30 protein-coding genes and 1 other annotated feature are annotated in these 22,023 nt (G+C 33.0%); of the genes, 21 read left to right on the top strand and 9 right to left on the bottom strand.

Translation table 11 applies throughout. The features are described from left to right. Positions 1 to 27: 27 nt before the first annotated feature. The 4 genes from RDN22_RS01080 to RDN22_RS01065 all read left to right on the top strand — a co-directional run bounded on the left by RDN22_RS01080 (position 28) and on the right by RDN22_RS01065 (position 5,849). A complete protein-coding gene (locus RDN22_RS01080) occupies positions 28 to 1,923 on the top strand; it encodes a S9 family peptidase (protein ID WP_308555059.1) in 1,896 nt (631 codons plus the stop codon). A gap of 71 nt (positions 1,924 to 1,994) precedes the next feature. Continuing rightward, positions 1,995 to 2,222: a binding site (T-box leader), on the top strand. A gap of 65 nt (positions 2,223 to 2,287) precedes the next feature. Continuing rightward, positions 2,288 to 3,922, top strand: coding sequence for a peptide ABC transporter substrate-binding protein (locus RDN22_RS01075; protein ID WP_308555057.1), 1,635 nt, complete (start codon positions 2,288 to 2,290; stop codon positions 3,920 to 3,922). A 94-nt stretch (positions 3,923 to 4,016) separates the two neighbouring features. Next, entirely contained in the window at positions 4,017 to 4,274 is a 258-nt protein-coding gene (locus RDN22_RS01070; RefSeq protein WP_308555055.1) for a bacteriocin immunity protein, read from the top strand. Positions 4,275 to 4,520: 246 nt separating this feature from the next. Further along, positions 4,521 to 5,849, top strand: coding sequence for a DUF3800 domain-containing protein (locus RDN22_RS01065; RefSeq protein WP_308555053.1), 1,329 nt, complete (start codon positions 4,521 to 4,523; stop codon positions 5,847 to 5,849). A gap of 328 nt (positions 5,850 to 6,177) precedes the next feature. Here RDN22_RS01065 and RDN22_RS01060 read toward each other — a convergent pair whose 3' ends face one another. The 8 genes from RDN22_RS01060 to RDN22_RS01025 form a co-directional block, all read right to left on the bottom strand. Beyond that, positions 6,178 to 6,507, bottom strand: a complete 330-nt coding sequence (locus RDN22_RS01060; protein WP_308555051.1) for a PspC domain-containing protein — start codon at positions 6,505 to 6,507, stop codon at positions 6,178 to 6,180. 228 nt (positions 6,508 to 6,735) lie between these two features. Then, the gene (locus RDN22_RS01055) at positions 6,736 to 7,851 is read right to left on the bottom strand and encodes a tyrosine-type recombinase/integrase (protein ID WP_308555048.1); all 1,116 of its coding nucleotides are present in this window, start codon (positions 7,849 to 7,851) and stop codon (positions 6,736 to 6,738) included. Positions 7,852 to 8,014: 163 nt separating this feature from the next. Then, positions 8,015 to 8,677 (bottom strand): hypothetical protein, encoded by a 663-nt coding sequence (locus tag RDN22_RS01050; protein WP_308555046.1) that lies wholly within the window; start codon positions 8,675 to 8,677, stop codon positions 8,015 to 8,017. 57 nt (positions 8,678 to 8,734) lie between these two features. Next, positions 8,735 to 9,007, bottom strand: a complete 273-nt coding sequence (locus RDN22_RS01045; RefSeq protein WP_308555044.1) for a hypothetical protein — start codon at positions 9,005 to 9,007, stop codon at positions 8,735 to 8,737. Positions 9,008 to 9,105: 98 nt separating this feature from the next. Next, positions 9,106 to 9,528 (bottom strand): hypothetical protein, encoded by a 423-nt coding sequence (locus RDN22_RS01040; RefSeq protein ID WP_308555042.1) that lies wholly within the window; start codon positions 9,526 to 9,528, stop codon positions 9,106 to 9,108. 86 nt (positions 9,529 to 9,614) lie between these two features. After that, complete coding sequence (locus tag RDN22_RS01035) at positions 9,615 to 10,433, bottom strand: hypothetical protein (RefSeq protein ID WP_308555040.1); 819 nt, start codon at positions 10,431 to 10,433, stop codon at positions 9,615 to 9,617. A 17-nt stretch (positions 10,434 to 10,450) separates the two neighbouring features. Continuing rightward, entirely contained in the window at positions 10,451 to 10,837 is a 387-nt protein-coding gene (locus RDN22_RS01030) for an ImmA/IrrE family metallo-endopeptidase (RefSeq protein WP_308555038.1), read from the bottom strand. Further along, positions 10,837 to 11,196: a helix-turn-helix transcriptional regulator gene (locus tag RDN22_RS01025; RefSeq protein ID WP_308555036.1), complete on the bottom strand. Its 360-nt coding sequence runs from the start codon at positions 11,194 to 11,196 to the stop codon at positions 10,837 to 10,839. Before RDN22_RS01025 ends, RDN22_RS01030 begins: the two co-directional genes overlap by 1 nt. A 264-nt stretch (positions 11,197 to 11,460) precedes the next feature. On the opposite strand from RDN22_RS01025, the gene RDN22_RS01020 reads away from it, so the two are divergent. The 3 genes from RDN22_RS01020 to RDN22_RS01010 are packed head-to-tail and all read left to right on the top strand — an operon-like array spanning position 11,461 to position 12,687. Next, on the top strand, positions 11,461 to 11,649 hold the full coding sequence (locus RDN22_RS01020; protein WP_308555034.1) for a helix-turn-helix domain-containing protein: 189 nt from the start codon (positions 11,461 to 11,463) through the stop codon (positions 11,647 to 11,649). A gap of 13 nt (positions 11,650 to 11,662) precedes the next feature. Then, complete coding sequence (locus tag RDN22_RS01015) at positions 11,663 to 12,460, top strand: ORF6N domain-containing protein (protein WP_308555032.1); 798 nt, start codon at positions 11,663 to 11,665, stop codon at positions 12,458 to 12,460. Between the two features lie 2 nt (positions 12,461 to 12,462). Then, entirely contained in the window at positions 12,463 to 12,687 is a 225-nt protein-coding gene (locus RDN22_RS01010) for a hypothetical protein (protein WP_308555030.1), read from the top strand. A 131-nt stretch (positions 12,688 to 12,818) separates the two neighbouring features. Here RDN22_RS01010 and RDN22_RS01005 read toward each other — a convergent pair whose 3' ends face one another. After that, positions 12,819 to 13,028, bottom strand: coding sequence for a YozE family protein (locus tag RDN22_RS01005; protein WP_308555028.1), 210 nt, complete (start codon positions 13,026 to 13,028; stop codon positions 12,819 to 12,821). A gap of 57 nt (positions 13,029 to 13,085) precedes the next feature. Here RDN22_RS01005 and RDN22_RS01000 point away from each other — a divergent pair, with 57 nt between their 5' ends. From RDN22_RS01000 to RDN22_RS00935, 14 genes are all read left to right on the top strand, one after another. Next, positions 13,086 to 13,385, top strand: coding sequence for a hypothetical protein (locus RDN22_RS01000; RefSeq protein ID WP_308555026.1), 300 nt, complete (start codon positions 13,086 to 13,088; stop codon positions 13,383 to 13,385). Further along, a complete protein-coding gene (locus RDN22_RS00995) occupies positions 13,375 to 13,497 on the top strand; it encodes a hypothetical protein (RefSeq protein ID WP_308555024.1) in 123 nt (40 codons plus the stop codon). The genes RDN22_RS01000 and RDN22_RS00995 overlap by 11 nt, the downstream gene beginning before the upstream one ends. Positions 13,498 to 13,625: 128 nt before the next feature. Beyond that, positions 13,626 to 14,117: a siphovirus Gp157 family protein gene (locus tag RDN22_RS00990; RefSeq protein WP_308555022.1), complete on the top strand. Its 492-nt coding sequence runs from the start codon at positions 13,626 to 13,628 to the stop codon at positions 14,115 to 14,117. Beyond that, positions 14,114 to 14,260 carry a hypothetical protein gene (locus tag RDN22_RS00985; RefSeq protein WP_308555020.1) on the top strand — a complete coding sequence of 49 codons (147 nt, stop codon included), beginning with the start codon at positions 14,114 to 14,116 and terminating at the stop codon, positions 14,258 to 14,260. Before RDN22_RS00990 ends, RDN22_RS00985 begins: the two co-directional genes overlap by 4 nt. Then, on the top strand, positions 14,257 to 14,496 hold the full coding sequence (locus RDN22_RS00980; RefSeq protein ID WP_308555019.1) for a hypothetical protein: 240 nt from the start codon (positions 14,257 to 14,259) through the stop codon (positions 14,494 to 14,496). Before RDN22_RS00985 ends, RDN22_RS00980 begins: the two co-directional genes overlap by 4 nt. Then, positions 14,489 to 15,871 (top strand): DEAD/DEAH box helicase, encoded by a 1,383-nt coding sequence (locus RDN22_RS00975; RefSeq protein WP_308555017.1) that lies wholly within the window; start codon positions 14,489 to 14,491, stop codon positions 15,869 to 15,871. Before RDN22_RS00980 ends, RDN22_RS00975 begins: the two co-directional genes overlap by 8 nt. Before the next feature lie 118 nt (positions 15,872 to 15,989). Further along, complete coding sequence (locus tag RDN22_RS00970) at positions 15,990 to 16,754, top strand: ATP-binding protein (protein WP_308555015.1); 765 nt, start codon at positions 15,990 to 15,992, stop codon at positions 16,752 to 16,754. Further along, entirely contained in the window at positions 16,754 to 17,341 is a 588-nt protein-coding gene (locus tag RDN22_RS00965; protein WP_308555013.1) for a single-stranded DNA-binding protein, read from the top strand. Before RDN22_RS00970 ends, RDN22_RS00965 begins: the two co-directional genes overlap by 1 nt. Positions 17,342 to 17,359: 18 nt before the next feature. Beyond that, complete coding sequence (locus RDN22_RS00960; protein ID WP_308555011.1) at positions 17,360 to 18,169, top strand: bifunctional DNA primase/polymerase; 810 nt, start codon at positions 17,360 to 17,362, stop codon at positions 18,167 to 18,169. Further along, the gene (locus tag RDN22_RS00955; protein WP_308555009.1) at positions 18,156 to 19,463 is read left to right on the top strand and encodes a virulence-associated E family protein; all 1,308 of its coding nucleotides are present in this window, start codon (positions 18,156 to 18,158) and stop codon (positions 19,461 to 19,463) included. Before RDN22_RS00960 ends, RDN22_RS00955 begins: the two co-directional genes overlap by 14 nt. A gap of 458 nt (positions 19,464 to 19,921) precedes the next feature. After that, positions 19,922 to 20,281, top strand: a complete 360-nt coding sequence (locus RDN22_RS00950) for a VRR-NUC domain-containing protein (RefSeq protein WP_308555093.1) — start codon at positions 19,922 to 19,924, stop codon at positions 20,279 to 20,281. After that, entirely contained in the window at positions 20,281 to 20,541 is a 261-nt protein-coding gene (locus RDN22_RS00945; RefSeq protein ID WP_308555007.1) for an NUMOD4 domain-containing protein, read from the top strand. Before RDN22_RS00950 ends, RDN22_RS00945 begins: the two co-directional genes overlap by 1 nt. Positions 20,542 to 20,555: 14 nt before the next feature. Then, positions 20,556 to 21,107: a hypothetical protein gene (locus RDN22_RS00940; RefSeq protein ID WP_308555005.1), complete on the top strand. Its 552-nt coding sequence runs from the start codon at positions 20,556 to 20,558 to the stop codon at positions 21,105 to 21,107. A 136-nt stretch (positions 21,108 to 21,243) separates the two neighbouring features. Further along, a complete protein-coding gene (locus tag RDN22_RS00935; RefSeq protein WP_308555003.1) occupies positions 21,244 to 21,684 on the top strand; it encodes an ArpU family phage packaging/lysis transcriptional regulator in 441 nt (146 codons plus the stop codon). Positions 21,685 to 22,023: the final 339 nt, after the last annotated feature.

The following is a 22,023-nucleotide window of genomic DNA, read 5'->3' as shown; positions in this document are numbered from 1 at the left end:
AGAGAGATTAAAAAGGATGGTGTAGAAATGGAAAAGATCACTAGCCAGGACTTATGGAACTTGCGGAATATTACCGATTTAAAAAGTTTGAATTCACGTGTGATTTTTACCGAAGTGCAGGCAGATCATACTAAAAATAATTATTTATGGTTTTTATACACCCTAGAGAATAATCAACCTAAAAAATTAATTGAGTGTGATCAAGAGATTAATTTTGTTTTAATCGATGAAGATCATGCCTTGTTTTGCCAAAATAATGATTTGACCAAGATTGATCTTAATACTGGCAAGACGACAGTATTAAAGCACCTAAATGTAGATGCCTCGGTAAGTTTAATCGCAGTTTTATCCGAGAATAGAGTTTTATTACTAGGAAAAATATCTCTAGCTCAAGAAACGAGTGAAAATTACACCATTATTGATGAATTGCCGTCTCATTTTAATGGCTTGGGTTTAATTAATAAAAAGCGTAACCATATTTTTGAATATGATTTCCAAGCTGATAAATTAATAGATTTAATTGATGATAAATACTTTAACGTTCACGACTTTTATTTGGATCAAGATAAATTGTATTTGATTGGCGATTCGTATCGTCACAAGCGTGCAATTATTCCAGGATTAAAAGTTCTGGATTTAGCAACGAAACAAGTTAGAGAAATATTCTCTCCTGAAACTTTTGATATTTCAACTTCGCTATTTTTTAATGAGATGTTTTGTCTCAATCACAAACCATATTTATTTGGAAACGATGATCCGCATAAATTGAATAAAAATCCTCAATTTTATGCGTTACAAGGTAGCTTGCGAAAATTAGTCGCTAAATGGGATCATTCATTAGGTAGCTGGATTGGAACCGATCAAGCGATGGGGAGAGGCAATGTTAGCCAAGTTTATCAAGGCAAATACTATTTTGTTTCGACAATAACTGATCATGCAGAAATTTTTGTCTTTGATGGGCAACAGGTGAAGCCGTATTTTAAATTCTCTGGAAGCATTACCGCTTTTACCTTTATTAATGAAAATGACTTTTATTTCATTGGCTTGGCAGCTAACCAAACTCAACAACTTTATCATGTTCAAAATGGTGAAATTGACAGTGTCGATGATCCAAATGAAGAATTATTAGCTCCAAAATATATCGCTCAAACTAAAGAGATTGTATATACTGCAACGCATAATTCTAAGCAACATGGTTGGATTTTGTATCCCAAAGATTATGATCCAGGAAAACAATATCCAGGAATATTAGAAATTCATGGTGGCCCTAAGACGGCGTATGGCAAAGTCTTTTATCATGAGATGCAGGTGCTGGCTAGCCGTGGATATTTTGTGTTTTTCACTAATATTCATGGCTCCGATGGACAAGGTAATAAATTTGCTGACATCAGTGGGCACTGGGGAGAAGACGATTATCAAGATTTGATGCTGTTTACTGATCAAGTTCTTGCCAAGACTCCAGCATTAGATCCTAATAGATTAGGTGTTTCCGGTGGTTCTTATGGCGGCTTCATGACTAATTGGATAATTGGACACACTGACCGCTTTAGCGCTGCATGCAGTCAGCGAAGCATTGCAAGTGAATTCTCACATAGTTTCTTATCAGACATAGGACCAGCTGATAATTTCTTTGAAAATAAGGCTACAATAGCTAAAAATCCAGAAATTTTTTGGCAACATTCACCTTTGAAATATGCTGATAAAGTGACGACACCAACTTTGTTTATTAACTCAGATCAAGATTATCGTTGTCCATTGCCAGAAGGGATGCAAATGTTAAATGCACTGTTATGGCATGGAGTACCTGCTAGAATGTGTCTTTTTCATGGTGAAAATCATGAATTGTCACGCAGTGGTCGCCCAGCTAATCGGATTAAACGTTTAGATGAAATAGTAGGATGGTTTGATCACTATTTGAAATAATTGAAAAATTTTTATATTTAGTATTGACATTATGAAAGAGTGATATTAATATTAAGTCATCGTTAAAAACTAATTAAACAATGAAAAGGAAAGTAAAAAATAAAGCCTTCCTCAGAGAGTTTCCATTGTGGTGAAAGGAAATGCTGGATTTATTTTTGAAAATGGCCTTTGAGCACGAATTTGTGATATTTAGCAAATTCTGGGTCCGCCCATTATCGCGGTAGCATATCGCTTTATGCCGTATGCGAACCAAGGTGGTAACACGAAAATAGGTGGTACAGCGTTAAGACGCCCTATTAGATCAATTCGATCTAGTAGGGCGTTTTTTTTCATTACTTATTTACTAAGAGAAGGAGTAATTAGAATGAGAATATCAAAGAAAATTTTGGGAGCTGGTGTAGTTTTATTTTCTGCTATCACCTTAGCTGCATGTGGCAATAATTCATCTTCATCAAGTGCTAATAAGAAGCAGGTTTTAAACTGGTCAGAAACGACACAATTATCAACTCAAGATCCATCTTTAGCAACAGACACAACAAGTTTTCAAGCTTTGCTTAATACTGGTGATGGATTATATCGCTTAGACAAAAACAATAAACCTAAATTATCTTTAGCAACTAAAGCTAAGGTATCTGATGGCGGTAAAACTTATGACTTTACTTTAAGAAAAGATGCTAAATGGTCAAACGGTGATCCATTAACTGCTAAAGACTTTGTGTATTCATATAGACGTACTGTAACACCAGCTACTAAATCACAAATGGCATTTTATCTGTATCAAATTAAAAATGCCCAAGCTATCAATAATGGTAAAAAGCAGCCTTCTAGCCTCGGTGTAACAGCTGTTTCTGATCATCATTTACGAATTCAATTAACTAGACCATTAGGTTACTTCACTAGATTACTTGCTTGGCCATTATTCTTCCCACAAAATCAAAAGGTAGTTCAAGAATACGGTAAGAACTATGGTACTCAAGCTAAATACACTGTTTCATCCGGACCATTTGTGTTAAAGAAGTGGAATGGTAATAACAAAGTTTGGACGTTAGTAAAGAATAAAAACTACTGGGATGCTAAAAACGTTAAGTTGAGCCGCGTTAATGAACAAGTTAGTGAATCAACAACTACTAGTTACAACTTATTCCAAGCTGGTAAAGCAGATGAAACTCTTCTTTCTGGTGAACAAGTAGCTTCTAACAAGAATAAGGCTGGCTACCATGCTAGATTAGCTTCAAGAATTAACCGTCTTGAACTTAACCAAAACAAAGTTAAAGCATTTAAGAATCTTAAAATTCGTCAAGCATTTTCTTACGCTATTAACCGTAATCAATTAGCTAATAATGTTTTAAAGAATGGTTCTGTACCAGCTAAGGGCTTTGTTCCATCAGGAATGGGTAATAATCCTAAGACTGGCACACCTTTTGAAGATGACGCTTATGTTAAGAGTGCAGTTTCTTACAATTTAAGTAAGGCTAAGAGCTTGTTACGTCAAGGATACAAAGAAGCCGGAATTAATTCACTTAAAGTTACCTTGCTTGTAAGTGATGATGATATTGCTAAACAATCAGTTGAATTCTTGCAAAGTCAATTGGATCGTTTGCCAAATGTAGATGTTTCAGTTCAAAGTATCCCTTACACTCAATTAATTTCACGTCAAACTGCAGGTAACTATCAAGCTACAATTAAAGGCTGGCAAGCAGTTATTGGAGATCCAATCAACTTCTTAGATGTCTTTGAAAAAGGTTCAAGTTACCTTAACAATGGTTGGAATAACAATGAATATAACAAACTGTTAGACGAATCTGAAAATGTTTACGGAAATCAACCGGTTAAGCGTTGGGCTAAATTAGTAGCTGCTGAAAAGGTATTGATGAAGGATCAGGGAACTATTCCATTGGTTCAAGTTGCTAGTCCACAATTACTTAAGACTAGTGTAAAGAACGTTTCATTCAATCCTACTGGAGTACCTTACGATTTCAAAAATGTTTATATTGGTTAAAACAAAAGCGACAATTAAGTCGCTTTTTTAGTAATAATTAGTGTAAGCGAATACAATTAAAAGGTATAATGAAAGTAGAAAGAAGGTCATGATTATGGCTGAAGATGAAGAAAGAATTATTAGAGATAAAATCGAAGAAATTGTTAACCACGATGAAGAGGTTAAGAAGAACCCTGAATTGATGGATATGTTTAGAGTAGCTTATGGCAGAAGGGATGCAGGTAAGCCAATGCAAGAAGTTGCTTTAGCACTAGACAAAGCATTAGCTGGCTACATCTCAAGTCATAATAATGATGTTCCAAAGAGTGTTTTGGATCTGCACCAAGAGATGCAAAATTTATCTGGAATTTAGATGAAATATATAAAGTAATCGTTAATTAGTTCGCATATTTATGCGAACTAATTTTTTTACCTTTTAACTAGCACAACGTGTATCAACCATATGTTCTGAATATTCGCTCAAAATTATAGAACATGTGATCTAATTTGTCACGAAGAATTTGATAAAATATTTTTAAAACATATGTTTGCAAAAATAAAATTACTTGATATACTTAAATCAAATTTAGATCATATGTTTGATCACGGAGGAAAATGCATGAATGATTACAAACTTTTAGCTAGTAGCGTATGCACCAAAGAACTTTTAAAAGAAAAGGTAAATGTAAAAATTAGTCTTCCTAATGGTTATTACCAACAACTAGCCAAAAATATTCTTACAAGGGATGAAGAATTTAATTCTATTTATATCTATGTTGATGAAAGTACATATATTGATGGGTTAAACGATTCAAACTGCTTTTTGACTGGCTTTTACCTGCTACCTGGATCAATAAAAGAAAAGACTTTTGCAAATTATCGTCATGAAATCTACAAAGATATTGAACCGAGAATTGAAGTAAAAAGTTTTAATTCTTCTGATGCTCAGAATCAAGAAGCCCTAAAGCTTGGACGAGAATTTTTCAATGAATGTAGCAATCAATTGATTAGCCCTGGGTTCTTCTTGATGAGCAATAAGGGCGGCGACAAGCTTAATACAGTAACTAGACTGGAGAATTATCTTGTGCCTATTTATCATCACTTAATGAGTGAAATTTCAACTGGAAGGTTAACTGTTCAAAAGCCAATAAATATCAAAATAATCATTGATGCTCGAGACGATTTGAAGCAGGAGACAGATTTTGCAGTAGCTGCGCGATATTTGATGAACATTTGGATGAAAAAATTTAAGGAGCAGGGTTACGACTTCAATTTGACCTTAACAACTGCTGACAGTAAGAAAAATATGGGAATTCAGATTGCAGATATGTTTGTTGGGGCATATCGAAAAGATTTAATGTATGGCACTACAAGTCCTAAGTCACAACTATTAGATTTTAAATTTGAAAAATATGATGCTTCCGTCATTCCAGAAGAGGACGACGATTTCTTGAAATTATTTGGCTTATTACAGTTGGTTAGCATTGAAAAGATGAAAAAAGCTAATAGTAAAGTTCAAAAACCACAACCCGTGAGCTATCCCGCTACTATGACAAATATTCCATCTTTTCTAGAAACTCAAAATAATAATGTGGAAAAAGCAGCGCTGGGTGAGAATGAATCGCTTGATAATATTGGGCAGACTGATATCTTACGAATGCTAATTGAAACGATTGAGTTGGTAAAAGAATCAAGTATTGCAAGGGCAAGAAAGCAAAATATTAATAATTTCATTTTCATGCAATTGTGTCTTGATTTGAAAAACTTTATGCCAAGTAATGCACAAATTAATTTAATCAATATGATTGGCACTAAAGCTGTTAGTTTTAAGGAAAATTGCGAAAAGGTGATCGCTAATTTGAAAAATATTCCAATAATTAATGACGGATTGAAGGAAAGGTTAAAGCAAGTTTTTGATCAAATGATTGCGGCCATTTTAGTAAATTAATTCAAACTGTTAAGCATACTTTACAAGGTAAAAATTGCCCGTACTGTCTAGTAAAGTAGGACTATATCAATTACGCAATTTGAACTTTTTTTATGAAAAATAAGCAAATGAAACAAAAATGTAAGCAAATAGTTTGACAACTATCCGCTTACATCTTTGAAAAATAAATATTTATAAAAATCTCACTTGTGAAACAGTGCTTGAAATGCTGATATATCAACATTTTGAGTGTAAATAAGAGATAAATCCACACATATTATTAACTTTTTTAGTGGCTGTGGATTAATAATGAAATCTAAAAAAAGACGACCAACGGTCGTCTCATTCATTAATCTTGTATGTCGTCAGATTTTGTATCTTCGTCTTTGTTTTCTTCATCATGATTATCAGGCTTGGTAAATTCACCATCCATTGTGTTTGGACGGCCAGTTTGATAATCAGTCTTACTTTTTTCAGCTTTTGGTGCTTCTTCACCTGGCTCAGGCATTACCATTGCAGCAATAATGTAAAGAGCAACACCAGGAATTACGCTGGTAAAGATGATCAAAGCAGCACCGATAATTCTTACCCAAGCTGGATCAAGGTCAAAGTAATTGGCAATACCGCCAAAAACACCAGCGAAAATTTTATTTCTTGATTTTGTCAGTCTTTTTTTCATAATAATAGCCTCGTTTCTAAAACGCTATCGTATACCTTAATTATACCGCAGAAGGCACATATTTAGGGAAACAAAAAGCCTAGCATCCCTGCTAGACTCAACTTATGCCCGCTAAAGGATATTTTATGGATTTTTAAGAGCTTTTAGAAATTAAGAATACTGATAAATCAATAAATGCGTTCTTGATAATTCATAGAAATTTTAAAGTTGTTGCACAAAAGTTGCACATTATAATTTAGATAAAGATTTTAAAATTAGATTGTTTTGCTCATTTTTAAATTCATCTAATAAGTAAGCATAAGTTTGAAGAGTAATACCAATATTTGAATGTCCTAGTCTTTTTGAAATCGCGTAAATATTTACACCTTCTGATAAAAGATAAGCAACATGACTATGACGCAAACTATGAAAGTGGAAATTAGTTTTCTGTATATTATTTTTAGCAAGTTCAGATTTAAGAACTTTATTTACACCATTGCTTGTGGGTGGAAAACCACTATCAGGGACTCCAAAAACAAATTCAGTATGATTTACCTTGAGTGATTTTAAAAGCTCTAAGAAAGAAGAATTAACCGAAATAACTCTATTAGAGGATTTAGTTTTAGGTTTACGCATATCACGTCTATCTTGATTCCATGATTTAGTAATTGAAATAGTTTTATGCTTAAAATCAATATCAGACCATTGGAGAGCAGAAAGTTCACCTAATCTAGCACCAGTATATATTGCTGCTAGAATTAAATATTTAGTAGTATGTTCAGGTTTTAAATCTTGCTTACATGATTTTACTAGAGTTTTTATTTCTTTTAAATTTAAATATTTTACTGGACGTTCTTGGTCTTCATTACCAGAAATTGAAATATGATTAGTAAAATTTCGATTTAGTAAACCATCATCAATGGCATAACTAATGCAAGCTCTAATGGATGTGTTCAACTTTCTTACGGTAATTAAAGCATGATCTTTAGCAAAATTATTTATAAAATCTTGATATTGTTTTCTAGTAATGCTTTTTATTTTGGTATCGTTAAAGTAGTTTTGAATAAATTTATGATTTATTTTATATCTATTTTGGGTAGATGGACTGAGTGAAGGAAATTTGAAGTTTTCATACCAGTCTTGATAATATTCTGAGAAAACAGGGTCTTGAATAACATCAACTCCATTTAAATCAGCAGCTTCCATTTTTACACCATATGCTTGAGCTTCTGCTTTAGTTTTAAATCCACCTTTAGATTTTTGCTTTAAAACAGAAACAGTAGCTTGTTTTTTAGGATCCCATTGATTTATTCTTTTAGAAAATCTAACATACCAGGTTTTTCCACGTTTCTTAATTGATGCCATAATAAAAAACTCCTATTGTGAGCATGCTTAATAGTCTGCTACAATAAGAGAGCAGAGTTATCAAGTATAGCTTTGTTTTAATTCAAATACATTTATTTTGAGCTATTGGCGTAGCTCATTTCAACTCACTTACTGTTGGCGCAGTAGGTGAGTTTTTTTGTTTTTATTTCCACTTAAATTCGTATGAGTTTAATAATTTTGAATGGCCTTCAAATTGTGGTCCATTCCATACGGATAATCTAATACCGAATTGTTCATCTTCGGCCGAAAGATTAATACCGCTACTTACAATTGAAGTTTGAATTAACTTAATTGTTCTTTTACCAACTTCAGTTTTAGCTTCATTACTTAATCTATCAAAATTACCATCTACCCATACTTTAGCTGCAGCTTTGTTTTCTAAATTGATTTTTAAAACATAATTTGCGTAGTCATAATTATTATTACCTTCAGTTGCAAATTCTTGATCTTCTCTTAAATCTTTAACTAACTGTTTATTAATGACTTTCAATTGTTTTGCTGTATAACCATCACTTTTTTGGCTTTCTTCTTTTTTGTTATTAGAAGAACTACTTTGTTTTTTCTCACTAAAAGAAGACTTCTTAGTTACCTTAGCAGTGCTGCTTTTTCTTGAACTATTATTCCTACTAATTGGAGCAAACAATATATTTAAAACTACTCCAAAAGCAAATAGACCTCCTGTAATTGTTAGTGCTTTTTTGAGCTTTTCCTTATTGTCGCTTTTTCTGCTATTAACCCACAAGGCTACAGTCCAGATCAGTGAAGCAACAAATGCAAGCCCAATAATTCCAATAATAAAATCCATCTCTTTTCCTCCTAAAAAACTATATCAGCTTTTAAAATCATCAGTATTTGAACCAAATTAATTTAATAATTTAGTAATAGCAGCAACCACAATACCGGCAACAATTGAAGCTAATATTCCAAGAATCCAATCAACTTTTTTGTTGGCAAAATTAGCGACATTTTTAACTTCATTGATGTTGTTGTTCAATTCAGCAAAATGTCTATTCATTTCAGCAAAACGTTTATCCATGTGGCGATCAAATTCAGAGAATCTATTATCCATATGATGAAGGATCTTTTCATTACTAAATTCTAATTCTCCATGAGTAACATACTTATCTTTATCCATAGGTGGTTCACCTCCATTACCATTATCTCTAAAATTAGAAGATTGGTCTATGGTATTGCCTTTAACTATATGGAGCGTGGTGCTTTTGTTGGTACTCATTAATCCACCTCACTAACTAAAATATTAGTATCAAAAATTTTTTCAAAAGAGTTAGGTTCTAGATTTTCTTTTGTTATATCTTTATCTATGTACCAAATAGAAACATTAACATTGGTTACTAATTCATTTTCGATTTCATTAGGAACATCAAAAACGAAGCTAAGCTCTAAAAAGTTCTTATAACCAATACTTTCAACTGGTATATCAACTGTGGAGGATATCAACGTGGAATTATTTGCTTTTGCTACACAATATAATTGATTAACTGATAATTTCTCCATTTTTTCTTTTTCTTCTTCAGTTATGTAGAAAGTGAGATTAGCACTAGTATTAGTTAATTCATTTTTATTGGTGGGAATAAAATTAACTTTTGCAGTATCGCTAGTACTAATATAGAAAGATGTTAAATTAATTTTTTTCATTTTATTTTTCGCTTTCTAACTAACAAATTATCTTGTAAATAATATCTACATCAGCTTTTCAAGTCTTCAGTTGTTGGACCTTACTATCATAAGATGTCTGGCAAATTTTTATCATAAGGCGTAGTGGTACATCTACAATCATAGTGAATGTATTTTCTGATTTTTCTATAGTCACTAGTTCTGTATATACCTTTACCTAATCCAGTATTTTGTTCTTGAAGTCGCTTGCACACGGGGCAAGGGTCTTTAGCTGTCATCCATTGAAAATGATGTATTTTAGATTCCTTATAAAATTGAATTTCATCATCAAATTGTTTTAAAACATGTTTTAGCATTTCTTTCTTTTTTGCTTCACCTTTTAAAGTAGGGGAATAATCATATTTAACCGGACCAGTTCCAGACCAACTCTTCTTAGATCTGTGCTTTTTAATAATTGAATTATATTTTTTAATCACACACAATCCTTCCTCAGTTGGCTTTTTATTTTGGTTGAGCAATCCATAGTCAATCATTTTATTAATGCTTTCCTCAGTATTAATTCCATAATTTCTAGCAAAGTAATGTGGAATATTTGATGTATTTTTTCGCGAACTTAACCACCACAATAAAACAATGTCACCAAATGTATAGTTTTCATTATTAATTTTTATATTTTCCATATATTCTTTTGGAACTAGAACTGCTAAAGAAATAGAACCTTGAGAATTTTCCCATACAAATTTAGCTGATTCTTCAGATTCAATATAAGGAATATTTTCATAATTTTGAGATTGATAAAATTTTTTAAGCAGGGAAGTAAATTGCTTTCTGTTAGCATTTTTAACTCTATTTTTATTATTGGATGAAAGAGAAATTTCGTTAGTACCAGTTTCTTTTTTACCTATTAACCAATCAAATAGTCCCATGATATACCTCTAATTTTTTAACTAACCATTTTTTCTAAAAGATAATATTTATCACTAGGAATGCCGAAAGCTTTGGCAAAATCATAAATATTATCAAACCAAATGTCTTGATCTGAGCAGTATTCCAAAAATAGATTTATTGCAAATGTATCAGCAATATTTTCTTCTTTACCAATACCATTGATTAAACCATTACATCCGGGATTACCATTCATAACATGTCCGATTTCATGAGCTAACATGAAAGGCTTAGCAATATCTTCATAATACTGATCATTAAAAATAATTAAATTAGGATTTTGATAACTTACAGATGGAGCATCCTTTGGTAAATCGTTTCTATAAACAACACCTATACCATGATCCATACAATAGTTCATAAGCCACCGTATAACTTGATCCATTAATCATCATCATCTTTCTTGACAGATTCAGGGTGGTCTTTTACGTATTGTTGAGCTATGGCTTTGTACATACCTTTTAAATCTTTAGGGATCTTGCCACCATAAGCCATGCCTAGATCACTCCACTCAATGCCAGGAGCATCATTATCCGAAGGGGGATTAGGGTTATCAGTTCTTCCAAGTAAATAATCAGTTGTTGTATGTAGGGTAGTAGCAACTTTTGATAAATCGGTACCTTTTGGATCATAATTTTTCCATTTATAAATAGTATTAATTCCTATATCCGAGTTTTCAGCCACTTTTTGAAGAGATAATCCCTTCTTTTTGGCTAAAAGTTTTATTCGTTCAAATGTTGTCATATCAATATTTTCTCCAATTTCACAAAAATTAATTAGCAAAATTGGATAAAATCTATTGCATATTTTACCCAATAGGGTTAATATAATTTCTGTAAGTTGATTAGTAATAAAAAATGTAATAAAGAAAACAGCATATTTAAAGAGTGGGGACTCGATTAATGCTTTATTTCTTATACACTCATTTTATCCTATCGGGTTAAAAATGCAATACTTTTTATTACTTTTCTACTTACTGTATAAATTTTATAAGTAAGAGGTGATTTTATGCCATCTACATTGCCAGGAAGAGAGTTAGTAAAAGAATATCTAAAGAAAAATGATATTAAATCTACTGATCTCGCAAAGATGTATGGAATGACTAAACAAGAAGTTTCAGATTATCTTTCAGGAAGAAAAAGTAATCCTGCAGCTAATCAGTTCATTTTAAAAGTCATTCGTGATTTCAAAATTTAGAAAGGAAAAGTAAATGGAAACATTAAAAGTTATCGGTCAAGAAACCATCGGTAATATCCATTTCACTGGAATTGAAGGTGGATTTGGAAAAGGTAAGAAAGCAATGCTTGCTAAAGATATTGCAGTAATTCATGGACGTTCAGTAAGAGAAATCAATGAGTTAATTAATCGCAATATTAAAAGGTTTAGAGACGGCATTGATTTGCTTGATTTAAAACAGATCGTTCGGAACGATGTGTTTTCTGCATATGGCTTTACTAAAGCTCAATGGGGTAACGCAAAGAACATTTACCTTTTATCTGAGCGTGGATATGCAAAGCTCTTAAAAATCTTAGACGATGACAAAGCTTGGGATATCTACGATGAATTAGTTGATAACTATTTCAATATGCGAGTAGCAATCAAAGAAAACCAACCTTCTCTTGTTGCTCAAGAGCGTCTAAAAATCATGAAAGACAATTCAGCAACTCGTAGAGCAAACATGTTATATAAAATCGCTATGGTTACTGATTCAAACAGTTCTAAACAAACTCTATTAGCCAAAGCTGCTGAAACTTTGACTGGTGAAATGACCATTCCAGTAATGAAGGAAAAAGAATATTCAGCCGGCGACATTGCTAAAAAGCTTGGAACTACTGCAGTGATGGTAGGCAAAACCGCCAATAAATTAGGCTTGAAAGCTGAACAACCTGGGCAAAATAAATACGGTCGGTGGACTAATAGCAAGTCACGTTATTCAGATAAAGAAGTTCCTCAATGGCTCTACACAGAAGCTGGGTACAAAGCAATTAAGAAAGAGGTTAAAAAATAAATATGGTTGAATACGAAAATGTTAGAGATGCATTAAAGCAGCTCGTTCGATTAAATGAACCGGGTACTACTTTTGGCAGAGTATCTACCATCGTAGATAACGGAATTAAAACAGATAAAAGAGAATTTACAATTAGAGATTTACAAGATTCTAATTATGAGCTTCTAGCAAATGTGTGTGATCTTCTAGGGATGAGTGAAGTTTATTTGGAGGATAGCCATGACTGAAAGCATTAAAAAAATCAGTTCTGAAGATTTACTTCAAGAACTGATTGATAGAAAGGTTTTAACTCAAATTCCAGTAGGACTATACAAAAGGTTTGAATTAAAACGCAAATACAGAAATAGGGACAAGTCTGTTACTTATGATGGTGTTTTTCTGCTAAATAGCTCTCAAAAAGATTTTTAGCAGCTTCTTGAACAGCTCCATCATCAGGTAAGTAATTGGATAATTGCTCGAAAGATTTAATTCCTTTAGGAAATTTAGTATCACGTTGAATATCTCCTACTAGATCTCCTTCTGGGGAATTAATAATTTCTAATGAATTAACCCACTCATAAAAATCCATCTAAATCACCTCCTTAGTTGAGATGATTCAAGTGTATCAAAAATAGAGGTGAGAAAAATGCAATTAACAATAAATAATGATGAATTAACCAGCGCCGTTGATCAAATTATGAAGGAACGTGGTTATGTTCCAGAAAATTCATTAATAGGAAGAACAATTGGAATTAAAGAATTCGCTAAAAAATACGCCAAACCACACGGTATTGCGTGGGTTAAAGCAAATATTCTTTATCCATTTGAGCCTGATTGGTGTAGCAATATTCATCCAGGAAGTGGAGGCAAAATTACTATCTTTGAATATCCAGCTGCTATTTGGATGAATGAACATAGAAAGGATATTGATTGGAATGCTAAATAAAAAGTTGCCAGATTGGGAAACTGTCTTTGGCGGAATTCTACTTAGTGTGATGATCGCAACATTCAGTTTATTAAGTTATAGCTTCTGGGATTTAGTATTTCAGATCTTTTAGGAGGAAAACATGGAACTTAGTGAAGAAACCAAAATGAAATTATGGGCTACTACTGATGCCATAAGTAGTGGTCAAGATAAAAAGAAAGTTAACCGCGCCAAAGATTAACTTTCAGAAAGGAATTCATAATGAATGTATTTGAAATAAACACCGCTGTAGAACGAATTAAAGAAAAGGCTGAAGCAGGGGAGATTGAACCAGAAGCTTTAGCAGATACTTTAGAAAGTCTTGAAGATGCAAGAAATGAAAAGCTTGATTCTGTTGCTAATTGGATCAATGAAGATGAATCGAAACTTGATTGGTTAGATAAAAAAATTGAACAACTAACTAAATTAAAAAAGCACTATACAACTCAAAGTAATAACTTAAAAGGCTTTTTAAAGTTGGCAATTGAAAGTAGTGGCAATAAATCAATTCATACCGATAACTTCAATTTTAAATTATCGAATCCTCCTCAAAGCGTAGTGGTACCTAATGTAATGAAAATTCCAATCGATTACGTAACATACCCAGAGCCTAAACCACACGCTAATAAAAAGAAGATCAAAGCAGATTTACAAGCAGGTAAAGATATACCGGGTGCATATCTTGAAAGAAAAAGAAAGGTGATCATCGAATGATTAAAGCAGAAATGATTGAAGATTCAGTCAATGATGCGATTTTTGGATTAAAAGAATTAGCTAAATCAGGTAATCCAGTAATTATTAAGAATTATCTTGAAGCAATACGTTTAGATTTAAAGCAGATTGAGAGTGTTTTATGAAAGTAAAGCTTAAAGGATTTTCAAATAAGGATTTAGCTAAATTGTTTGATCGTGCAGCTAAAGCCGATAATAAGCATTTAGCTAAAAGAATCACCTATAGATTAGCTTATAGACACCATGAAAGTTTTGAAGCACAGCTTCGTTATTTAGGTAAGAGAGCAGTTAAAAGAGAAAATTACCCTAGTTTTAAAATGGTGGCTAAGCTATGGAAGGAGGTGGTCGAGAGAGATGTATGAACTAAGAACTTACCAAAAGAATTTGATTCGCAAAATTGTTAGCTCAATGAAAAATCATCATAGAGTAATTATTGTTCAATCTCCCCCTCGTACTGGTAAGACTGTTGTAATGGCAGAAATTGCCAGAAGAACAACTGAAAATAATAACCGTGTAATGTTCTTGATTCATCGTAAAGAAGTTCTTGACCAAGCTGTTAAAACTTTTAATGAGCAGGGCGTAAATCCTAATTTATTAACTGCCGGAATGGTTCAAACGCTAACTAGAAGAGTTGATAAATTACCGGTTCCTGATGTGATTTTGGTTGATGAAGCTCATAGAGCTTTAGCTAAAAGCTATCAAAAAATCTTAAATAAATTTCCTAAAGCTATAGTTTTACTTTTCACAGCTACGCCACATCGAACAGGACGAATGCAACTTGATCAGATTGCTGATGATATTATTGTTGGTCAATCGATCCATGAATTAACTGAAAAAGGATTTCTAGCACCATTTAAGTACTTTCAACCACCAGGTGACTTCGATAGTAAATTGCTTAAACGCGGCTCAACGGGTGATTTTACCAACGACTCAATGCAGCAAGCGATGAATACTAAAATTTTTGGTCATATCGTTAAGCAGTACAAAAGAATTGCGCCAGGGATGCAAGCAGTTGTTTATACTTACTCAATTGATTCAGCTATAAAAATAGCTAAAAAATTCAATTCTGAGGGGATTTCGGCGGTTGAGGTAGATGGTACTACGCCAAAAGAAAAACGTGATCTAGCGGTGCGAAAATTCCGAGAACAAGAAATTAAAATACTTGTTAACGTGAACTTGTTTACTGAAGGCGTTGATTTGCCAAATGTTGATTGCGTAATTATGGCACGACCTACAATGTCGCTTGCACTTTACTTACAGTTCTCCATGAGGTGCTTAAATCCACGTGAAGGCAAAACAGCTATTATCATTGACCACGCTAACAATTTTAAAAAGTTTGGTTACCCAGATGAGGACCGCGACTGGAAGAAAGCTGTTAAATCAGGCAAGCAGAAAAGCAAAGCTTTATTAACTGATCCTGGTTTGGCTATTGTCACTTGTGATTACTGTTTTGCAGTAGTGAGAGCCAGTGAAGTTAAAGACGGTAAGTGTCCAATATGTGGCAAGCCAATCAAAGTTCATGAAGCTAAGCCAGTAAGTGATGTTGATTTAGTCGAAGCAACTAAAGAACGGCAAAATGCAATTCGTGAAATTGTCAAGAATGATTTGTTGAAAAAAGTAGCTAATAAATCAGTTGATGAACTTCATTCGATGAAAGAGTTACAAGCTTATGCAAAATTGCACGGTTATAAAAAAGGATGGTGTTATTACATTGCGAAGAGAAAGGGAATTATCTAATAAAAGGATGAATCGAATTAGACAATTAAGAGAAAAGAAAAATTTAACACAAAGAAAATTTGTAACAGACTTTAATAAATTCTTATTTAAATGGCAATATGAAAGTGAGGTTATTTAAATGTTTCAATTACCTAAAGTAGAAAAACTAAGTCCAAAATCTGAGCCTAAGAATTTCTTTATCTGGGGGAGCCCTATGACAGGGAAGAGTTACTTTTCAAGTTTTTTTCCTAATCCACTAATTCTTAACACTGATGGAAATTCAAAACAAGGTACTGCACCATCAATTCAATTAAGAAATATAAGAAATGAAAATGGTGGATTAAAACAATCAGTTATTAAGCAACTAGATGATATTGTAATTGCTTTACAAGTTGAGAATCCAAAACGCCCTGAAAATCAACGATTTAAAACAATAGTTATTGATGTGATTGATGACGTATGTATTCAAATCGAACAAGCAATCTGTATTGATGCTGGTGTTCAGGCATTATCTGACATTCCATACGGCAAGGGCTATGCAATGTTTAATACAGCACTTCAACAATTTGTCATGGATTTAAAAGCATTGCCACTCAATGTGATTTATATCAGTCGTGAACTGGCAATTACTGACGAAAATACCGGGGTTACTACTTATGAGCCATCACTTAAAACTAAATATTACAACATTGTAAATGGAAACTGTGATGTGGTCATTAGAACAAAGAAGATTGGTGACGGTCAAAATGCCTCATATTTCCGTGAAGTTAAGGCATTAAGAACTATGTATGATCCAGCCAATATTACTAATCATAGAATCCTGCAGCTACTTGAAAGTTGTAGAGGAATGTTTAAAAGAGAAGATTTAGAAAAATTACAAGCAAAGAACAAGGAGAATAAATAATGAGTTTATTAGATGCATTAAATGAAGTTAAGAAGTCTGGTTTTGATCCTAAAAAGGGTAAGGAATACAACGCTTTTGAAAATATTCCAGCAGGCACTTATAAAGTTAGCCTTGATGGTGTAACTCACAATGCCACTAATGATCGTGATTTCTTGATGTTAAGTTTTATGGTTATTGAAGGTAAATATGAAGGCAAAACTGAATCAGTATTTCCAACACTTGCACAAGTAACTTCAACCGGTAAGGCAACGCCACAATTTGTTATTGCTAGATCAATTTCAATACTGCAAGTAATTGGTGAAATGGTTGGTACTCCTATTCCCGATAGTGACTTCAACCATGATTCTGAAACCGATGCTTACGAAGACTTGAAAGACACTTTAACACCTGCAAAGGGTAAAGTCTTAATGATGACTATTAAAGAAACACCAAACAAAAAGGATCCTGATCATCCTTATAGAAACTATGAATTTAGTAGAGCAGAACAACCTCAAAAGATCGAAGTAGATGATAAACAAGACCCGTTTGCAGGTAATACGGGCAGTGATATTGAAATTACTGATGATATGTTGCCATTTGATAAGTAAGAGAAGAGGATTTCTAATATGCATCCTAACTTAGTTAATTATGCTCTGTCATATGCAGAACATGGTTTTAGCGTAATACCAATTGGAAGTAATAAGCGCCCACTGATCAAGTTTGCAAATAAACCGCCCCTTGAGGGCGATGAAATTAAGCAGATCTGGCAAAAATATCCAACTGCAAATATTGCATTAAAAACTGATAAATTCTTTGTAATTGATGTTGACCGCCACGGTGAAAAGGATGGCATGAAGTCTATCAAGGTGCTTAATCATGATGAATGGTTTAAGAATACGCTCACTGAGAGAACAGCACATAATGGCTTTCATTTCTTCTTTACTAAGCCTAAAGATTTAAAGATTCAACAAAACATTGGATTCTTGCCTTCAGTTGATCTTAAGGCTCATGAAAATAACTATGTTGTAGTAGCTCCTTCAATGCTAGGAGATAAATCCTATAAATGGCTAAACCGTGAACCTATGAGAGAACCGCCACAAGGATTAATTGATCTAATTCTTGAAAAACAGAAGGGATTTAAGCCGGTTGATGATGATCTAAGCGGTGCTTACACTTCAGGTGAAAAATCTGCTACCGCTCAATTATTCGAAAAGATTGTTGATGGGCTAGGTAAAACTGGTGGCAGAAATAACGCACTGGCCAGTTTCATGGGAGGTTTGTTATACCGGGGCATTGACCCCAACAAGGCTTATCAACTTGCAATAATTGCTAACGAGCATACAGAAGGCAAGTTAAATGATGATGAAGTTTATAAAACTTGTGAAAGTATGCTTGATAAGGAAATGAGGCGAAGACATATAATTGAAAGCTCTTGATCAAACAAAGGTTCAACAAATCAATAATAATAATCAAAAACCTAAATTGGATTTTGAACGAACCGATAAAGATGCCATCAGAACTACAAGTGCTAAAAATGTAGCTTTGATTTTACAACACGATAAGAATCTTAAAGGAGTGCTTAGATATAACAGATTTACTAATGAAATTGATGTAGTTAAAACAGTTACTTTGGATTTGACTAAACAAGGCATTCCAAAAATTGAACTTCCAAAAGGTCAAATTAATGATGGTGTTGTTAATGACATTGTTCTATATATTTCAGTAAATCCTGAATATGGTATTAATTTTAAGCCTAACTTAGTTAGTCAGGTAATTGATTCAATTGCTAGAGCGAATTCTTATAATCCAGTAATTGATTATTTTGAGAAATGCTTATCCAAATGGGATAAAAAACCTAGATTGGATCATTTCTTGCAAAAATATCTTGGTGCTGATGAATCTGAAGCAACTAAATTAACAGTAAGATTATGGTTCATGGGTGCTGTAGCCAAAGGCTATAATCCATTAACAAAATTTGATTATGTTCTTGATCTTGTTGGTGGCCAAGGTATTGGTAAAACTACTTTTTTAAGAGAAATTGCTCCTAAAGGCTTTTATACTGATCAATTTAATTCATTTACTGATAAGGATGATAAAGCAGAACTTAAAAATGCTTTGATTGTTAATGATGATGAAATGACAGCTTCAAACCGTTCTAGTTTTGAAGAAGTTAAAAAATTTATTACAGAGCAGGTGTTTAGATACCGCCCTTCATATGGAAAATACATTCTTACTTTTAACAAAGGCTTTGTTATGGCAAGAACTACTAATGAAGTGCAGCACTTAAAAGATAAATCTGGGGATAGAAGGTTTCTATCTATTAGATGTGATAGCAAGCGTCAAGAAGTTCATCCTGTTGAGGGGCTAAAACAAGATGAAATTGATCAAGTTTGGGGAGAAGCAGTTTATTTATGGAAACATACTAAAGATCCATTTAAACTTTCTCCAAAACAAGAAGCAATTTTATCTCATAATCGTCAACAATTCCTTGCTACTTCAGAAGTTGAAGATGAAATCAAAGTTCTACTTGATGGACAATTTAAAGATAAAAAATTCATCTCTAATCAAGAAATGCGTAGAGCTTTAATGGTTAGTTTAGGCAGAGAAATTAAAGGTAAAGAAGTTAAAACAATGCGCTATGTTATGTCTCATGCTGGTTTTGAAGTTGGCGCTCCCGGATGGGACTCAGTAAATAATAAAACCATCCGTGGCTTTAAAAAGATGGAATAAAGCTCAAGGCTATAAAGCAACATGGAAACGCCCAAATTTCTTACGGTCTAAACTGTTGGGGGAGTAAGACTTAGGGCGAAAATGTGAGAAAAATGTAAGGATTGTAAGGGGGCTGAGTCCTACTCTCCCAAGGGATTATATAAGATACCTTACATCTTACACTATAAATAAAAATATAAGAATTATATTTTTATTTATAGTACCTGTATTATATTAATAAGTTGAAAAATAGTGTAAGGATGTAAGAATCTAAAGAAACGTTGATATATCAACGTTTATGGACCTTACAGTTCATTACAATTCTTTACATTTTTGAGGTAAAAAATATGAAAAATCTAGATAAATTTAAAAGTGAAGGATCAGTAATGGTTAATTTGGAAGCTAGTCAAACAGAACTGCTTCCAGATAATGAAGAGAGTAAAAATACTGATGCTAATCAAGAAATAGGTGGTACTTTAATGGCTAGTGAAGAACATGAAATTCAAAAAGAGATCCTGGTGGCTCTATCTCAACATAAATGTAATGCTTTTAGAACCAATGTAGGCAAAGTTCAAACAATTGATCATAGATGTTTTGATACGGGATTGCCTCAGGGGCATCCTGATTTATATGGCTGGCGTTGGGTAGATAATCAAGTGTTTTACATTGAGGTTAAATCTAAAACAGGTAAACCTAGACCGGATCAAATACGCTTTCATGAAATGCTTCAATCTCATAATGTAATTCATGGAATTGCACGAAGCGTTAAAGATGCATTAATGATTGTGGATGGTTCATTAGTTGGATACGGATATGATGATTATAGAGGTGAAAATTAATGGATGAGATTTGGAAAGATATTGTTGGATACGAAGGAAAATATCAAGTATCTAATCTAGGAAGAATAAAGAGTTTGTCTCGTAAAAGATGGAACGGTTTTACTTATGCTAATAAGAAAGAACAAATTTTAAAACCGCGCTTGAATCAACATGGGTATTTACATGTTTGCTTGTATGACGGAAATAGGAACAGTAAAGATGTTGAAATTCAAAGATTAGTAGCACAAACTTTTATTCCTATGGTTATTTATGGAAATTAGTAAAGGTATAGGATATGGCTTTAACTAAATATCAACAGGCATTAATTTATATTCGTAAGGCTGAACTTCAATATGGTTCAATTAGTAAAACTCCTGAAAATGATCCTAATTTAATTAAGGCACGAAATTTATTAGCGATTGATCAAAGAGATGTTAAGATTTTTGAACCAGATGATACTGATTTGAAGATTAAAAGACTGCTGGAATATGGCTATCCTGCACATGTGATTTATGAGAAGCTACGTGTAAGGCAACCGGTTGTACAACGCGTTAAAGAATTTTACGGTTTAACATATAAGCCTCTCTTTAAATATAAATTAACTAAAGATGGTCAACCAAATTTTTATACTACTTATGTTAAGGGCATGACTAGAATTGCAAAAATTTCTAATAGCTTTAATTCCAAAACTATCTTTGATTTAATCCCTAAATTGGGCTATGAAATTTCAGAAGTATCTTTTTATTGGGGCGATTTGCCTGATGACTGCACATATGCTATTAGAAGATCTATTGTGTATGTTAAACATGGTATTGATTCATGGCTGAATGAAGCATGGAAAGGATGATGAAATGAAAATTATAATTGATACGCCAGTTTTTGATGAATTGGCTAAATATTGTAAAAAGATTAATGAACCTATTTCAGTTATAGCTTCAAAAGCAATCAAGGAATATTTAGATATATAAATATGGAGTGATTATGTGGAGTTAGTACCTAAAATTGATGCTGTTAAAACGTATGATAATGTAAGCAACTTTTTCAAAGATGATCTAGAAAGAATTGTTCTTATGAGTGGTAGCCGAATGGTTGATTTGTCATCACCTAGTTTTGAAGAGAATTACAGTTCAAGTAAAGCTAATGGTATTGAAACTAAGTTAATTAACGGCTTAGATGCACAGAACGTTGTTAAATCAGTCCATGATGCTCTATATCATGGTGTGGATCCTGTTTCTCAAAAAATATTAATAGGCTTATACATTAAGCGTCAAAGATGGGTTGATATTCAACCACTTGTTTATAGAGAACATACCTCCTTTGCGGCTTATAGAAAAAGAGCATTACTTACTTTTGCCTATTCTTTTGAAGGATGGCAGATAAAAAATCATTGTGATAAAGTCATAAGATTACTTGCGTACGCTTGACGGAATTTGGACAGATGTACGATGTACGAATTAAGTACGTATTCTGTACGGAGTGAAATCACGTTATTATATTATTGTCGAAAAAATTAAGGAAATACCTCCCCAAAGATTTCGATAAATAACAATTTATTTTTCTTCAAGGATGATATTTGTACGAATATTTTTTAGTAACGAATTGAAGTTCTTTTGACTATAACCGATGTGTACACGGGGCAGGTGGAAATCCTGTATCATCCTTAGTGACGTTAGCAAGCGTCATTAAATAAGTTGCACCTTCGTTTTAAATATTCAGTGGCGCACATGAAAACTCAAGTGAGTAAAAAGACACGTCCGACTTTT

The sequence above is a fragment of the uncultured Lactobacillus sp. genome, from assembly GCF_902491705.1.
Classification (GTDB): domain Bacteria; phylum Bacillota; class Bacilli; order Lactobacillales; family Lactobacillaceae; genus Lactobacillus.
This window is presented reverse-complemented; position numbering and strand designations above follow the sequence as displayed.

Coding starts and splice junctions, on each gene's coding strand:
- RDN22_RS00965 (WP_308555013.1), top strand. CDS start 16,754: ATGAGTTTATTAGATGCATTAAATGAAGTTAAGAAGTCTGGTTTTGAT.
- RDN22_RS00995 (WP_308555024.1), top strand. CDS start 13,375: ATGCTAAATAAAAAGTTGCCAGATTGGGAAACTGTCTTTGGCGGAATT.
- RDN22_RS01010 (WP_308555030.1), top strand. CDS start 12,463: ATGGTTGAATACGAAAATGTTAGAGATGCATTAAAGCAGCTCGTTCGA.
- RDN22_RS01000 (WP_308555026.1), top strand. CDS start 13,086: ATGCAATTAACAATAAATAATGATGAATTAACCAGCGCCGTTGATCAA.
- RDN22_RS01050 (WP_308555046.1), bottom strand. CDS start 8,677: ATGGATTTTATTATTGGAATTATTGGGCTTGCATTTGTTGCTTCACTG.
- RDN22_RS01025 (WP_308555036.1), bottom strand. CDS start 11,196: ATGACAACATTTGAACGAATAAAACTTTTAGCCAAAAAGAAGGGATTA.
- RDN22_RS00960 (WP_308555011.1), top strand. CDS start 17,360: ATGCATCCTAACTTAGTTAATTATGCTCTGTCATATGCAGAACATGGT.
- RDN22_RS01040 (WP_308555042.1), bottom strand. CDS start 9,528: ATGAAAAAAATTAATTTAACATCTTTCTATATTAGTACTAGCGATACT.
- RDN22_RS00940 (WP_308555005.1), top strand. CDS start 20,556: ATGGCTTTAACTAAATATCAACAGGCATTAATTTATATTCGTAAGGCT.
- RDN22_RS01035 (WP_308555040.1), bottom strand. CDS start 10,433: ATGGGACTATTTGATTGGTTAATAGGTAAAAAAGAAACTGGTACTAAC.
- RDN22_RS01030 (WP_308555038.1), bottom strand. CDS start 10,837: ATGGATCAAGTTATACGGTGGCTTATGAACTATTGTATGGATCATGGT.
- RDN22_RS01055 (WP_308555048.1), bottom strand. CDS start 7,851: ATGGCATCAATTAAGAAACGTGGAAAAACCTGGTATGTTAGATTTTCT.
- RDN22_RS01065 (WP_308555053.1), top strand. CDS start 4,521: ATGAATGATTACAAACTTTTAGCTAGTAGCGTATGCACCAAAGAACTT.
- RDN22_RS00990 (WP_308555022.1), top strand. CDS start 13,626: ATGAATGTATTTGAAATAAACACCGCTGTAGAACGAATTAAAGAAAAG.
- RDN22_RS01070 (WP_308555055.1), top strand. CDS start 4,017: ATGGCTGAAGATGAAGAAAGAATTATTAGAGATAAAATCGAAGAAATT.
- RDN22_RS00985 (WP_308555020.1), top strand. CDS start 14,114: ATGATTAAAGCAGAAATGATTGAAGATTCAGTCAATGATGCGATTTTT.
- RDN22_RS00980 (WP_308555019.1), top strand. CDS start 14,257: ATGAAAGTAAAGCTTAAAGGATTTTCAAATAAGGATTTAGCTAAATTG.
- RDN22_RS01080 (WP_308555059.1), top strand. CDS start 28: ATGGAAAAGATCACTAGCCAGGACTTATGGAACTTGCGGAATATTACC.
- RDN22_RS00945 (WP_308555007.1), top strand. CDS start 20,281: ATGGATGAGATTTGGAAAGATATTGTTGGATACGAAGGAAAATATCAA.
- RDN22_RS01005 (WP_308555028.1), bottom strand. CDS start 13,028: ATGGATTTTTATGAGTGGGTTAATTCATTAGAAATTATTAATTCCCCA.
- RDN22_RS00950 (WP_308555093.1), top strand. CDS start 19,922: ATGGCTAGTGAAGAACATGAAATTCAAAAAGAGATCCTGGTGGCTCTA.
- RDN22_RS00970 (WP_308555015.1), top strand. CDS start 15,990: ATGTTTCAATTACCTAAAGTAGAAAAACTAAGTCCAAAATCTGAGCCT.
- RDN22_RS01015 (WP_308555032.1), top strand. CDS start 11,663: ATGGAAACATTAAAAGTTATCGGTCAAGAAACCATCGGTAATATCCAT.
- RDN22_RS00975 (WP_308555017.1), top strand. CDS start 14,489: ATGTATGAACTAAGAACTTACCAAAAGAATTTGATTCGCAAAATTGTT.
- RDN22_RS01045 (WP_308555044.1), bottom strand. CDS start 9,007: ATGGATAAAGATAAGTATGTTACTCATGGAGAATTAGAATTTAGTAAT.
- RDN22_RS01060 (WP_308555051.1), bottom strand. CDS start 6,507: ATGAAAAAAAGACTGACAAAATCAAGAAATAAAATTTTCGCTGGTGTT.
- RDN22_RS01075 (WP_308555057.1), top strand. CDS start 2,288: ATGAGAATATCAAAGAAAATTTTGGGAGCTGGTGTAGTTTTATTTTCT.
- RDN22_RS01020 (WP_308555034.1), top strand. CDS start 11,461: ATGCCATCTACATTGCCAGGAAGAGAGTTAGTAAAAGAATATCTAAAG.